The following is a 2,606-nucleotide window of genomic DNA, read 5'->3' as shown; positions in this document are numbered from 1 at the left end:
TGGCCTAACCCTAACCTTAGGTCTAACCCTAATCCTAATCCTATACCCTAACCTTAAGCCTAACCCTAAACCCTAAACCCTAAACCCTAAAACCCTAACCCTAAGCCCTAATCCGTAAAGCCCTAACCCTAACCCTAACCCTAACCCTAACACCTATATATCGTTTATATTTAAGTACAATTGCATGTACGTACACTGATTGAAATGTACATCCATATATGGTTTACTCGGGTTAATGCAACATCCTGAGGCTCGGGTTAATGCATCATCCTGAGGTTTAATATACCAATAAATTATCACTGCCATAAATGACATTGAGCCTTACGGGTCATCCTGGGATTACAACCCCAGAAAAGTAAGTAAACGCTAGGAACTGTTTAGACACAGTTCAGGTTAGCTGCATACGACCAGTTGAACAATACATAGGACAAATATGCGACTTCAAGGTGATGCGTTGTTGGGGTTCTATTTTGCCTGCATATAGTGACTCAAAGTTGTGATTGGGATGCAGCGATATGCATTATAGGTTCTTGCACGGTATATTTGCAAGGTAATTATTGAAGTTATAAAGTTATTGAAGTTGATATTTAAGCGAAAATTGTTAATTATACTTAAAGAAATATATGTTAAGATACGTAATAGTTAAGATATATATGTGAAATTGCGTTAACTTTTTCCGGGTAAACCACACATATATGTACACCCTAATCGGTGTACCCTTAGCGAGTGACACGTTACACTTAGAAAAGAAGTGACACCCAATTACGCCAAATAATCAGTAACGCCACAGTTTTTATGTTATCAACTCCACCACTGGATCTTGGCATAACGTATAGTTACTTTCTTACACGCAGCAATAGTGTGATAAGGTTGGGAATTCGGGTAGAGACTTGCCTGTGAGTGATTAGCGAGCGCTACGTGGAGAATCCAGAGAGACATGTTGAACCTTGCCAAATTTTTGCTTCTGGTTTTCTATTTTGGTCTTACGCATGCTGCTTACGACGGATCTACGGTGAAAGAGGTACAGGCGCTGCGGGAGGAACGGGCGCTGCGGGAGAGAACCCTGTATTACCCGAAAAACCCGAAAACCCCGGAAAACCCGATTCAACCCCTGGTTTACCCGGCAGGTTGCCAACCTGGCCACGGATGTAGGCGCGGAAATACGGTGAGACAGGAACAGGCGAAGCAGGCGCTGCGGGAGGAACCGGCGCTGCGGGAGGTACAGGCGCTGCGGGAGGTACAGGCGCTGCTGGAGGAACAGGCGCTGCGGGAGGTACAGGCGCTGCGGGAGGAAGAGGCGCTGCGGGAGGAACAGGTGCTGCGGGAGGTACAGGCGCTGCTGGAGGAAACCCTGTATTACCTGAAAAACCCGAATCAACCCCCACCTCCCCCCCTGGTTGACCCGAAAAACCCGAATCAACCCCCACCTCCCCCCCTGGTTGACCCGAAAAACCCGAGTCAACGACAGGCAGAGGCGAAACAGGCGGAACGTTCGCCGTGGGTGGCACAGCCGTCTCATACCAAATATTATCCCACTGTACTAAATCCCCCCCCTGTACTAAATCCCCCCCCTGGCCCGTGAATGTAGGGCGGCAATGGAAAAGCAATTTCAGGGATCTATGGTGAAATAGGTGGAAATACCCTGAACAGTACCCATCACGGCCCACTTGAAGGATCTACGGAGACAGTGGGAGAGCTATTTGGCGGATCTACGTGAAACAGCAGCTTCAATTCAAATCTCCCACTAGGCAGGAAAAAACTAAAGATAAGGGGAGTTGCGGTTTTCATTAATTGTAGTAGTAGTAGTGGTAGTAGTAGTAGTTGTTGTAGTAGTGGTAGTAGTAGTAGTAGTAGTAGTAGTAGTAGTGGTAGTCGTAGTAGTGGTGGTAGTAGTAGTAGTTATAGTGCTTTAATAAACTTCAAATAGACAAAATAATTCTGTTAACAGTAATTCAATGCCTAAATGGATGGGTGATGAAATTTATTCGGGTTGGACTAGTCTCCCTCCATACTCTCAACCACGCACGAAGTTCACACAAGAAGTAATATCCTTTCGCAGCGGTTAATTTCAATCAATCTTATTCCACTTTTATTGGGAATTACAGAAAATGAGAGAGAGAGAGCTACAACACAAGTTACATTCCTATATAAACATTACAACCTAAGTACCTAGTAACATATGATAAGAACGCTAGAATGCAGCAACAGCAGCCCTTTATGTGCAATAAACTAAATAAAGTCATGTCGGTAATGATACCTCAACCCCGGCTACTCAATCACGTGCCATAACAGTGTGTTAAGGCTTGGGAATTCGGGTAGAGCCAGGGATCTGTGAGTGAATGATTAGCGCTACACAGAGAATTCAAACACAAAAATCGTAACAGCAACAATAACCCTAACCCTAGCATCACAAATCCACATGAATGCACCGCCTACGCTTAGATGCATCAATGTTAATTATTTAATGGCCTAACCCTAACCTTAGGTCTAACCCTAATCCTAATCCTATACCCTAACCTTAAGCCTAACCCTAAACCCTAAACCCTAAACCCTAAAACCCTAACCCTAAGCCCTAATCCGTAAAGCCCTAACCCTAACCCTAACCC

Annotated in this window: 1 protein-coding gene; it reads left to right on the top strand. The window is 44.8% G+C overall.

The genetic code is table 11. The features are described from left to right. Positions 1–937: 937 nt before the first annotated feature. Positions 938–1,582: a hypothetical protein gene (locus tag GY791_01395; GenBank protein ID MCP4327079.1), complete on the top strand. Its 645-nt coding sequence runs from the start codon at positions 938–940 to the stop codon at positions 1,580–1,582. Positions 1,583–2,606: the final 1,024 nt, after the last annotated feature.

The organism is Alphaproteobacteria bacterium (assembly GCA_024244705.1).
Lineage (GTDB): Bacteria > Pseudomonadota > Alphaproteobacteria > JAAEOK01 > JAAEOK01 > JAAEOK01.
Note: the sequence above shows the minus strand (reverse complement) of the source record. Positions and strands in the feature narration are given on the sequence as shown.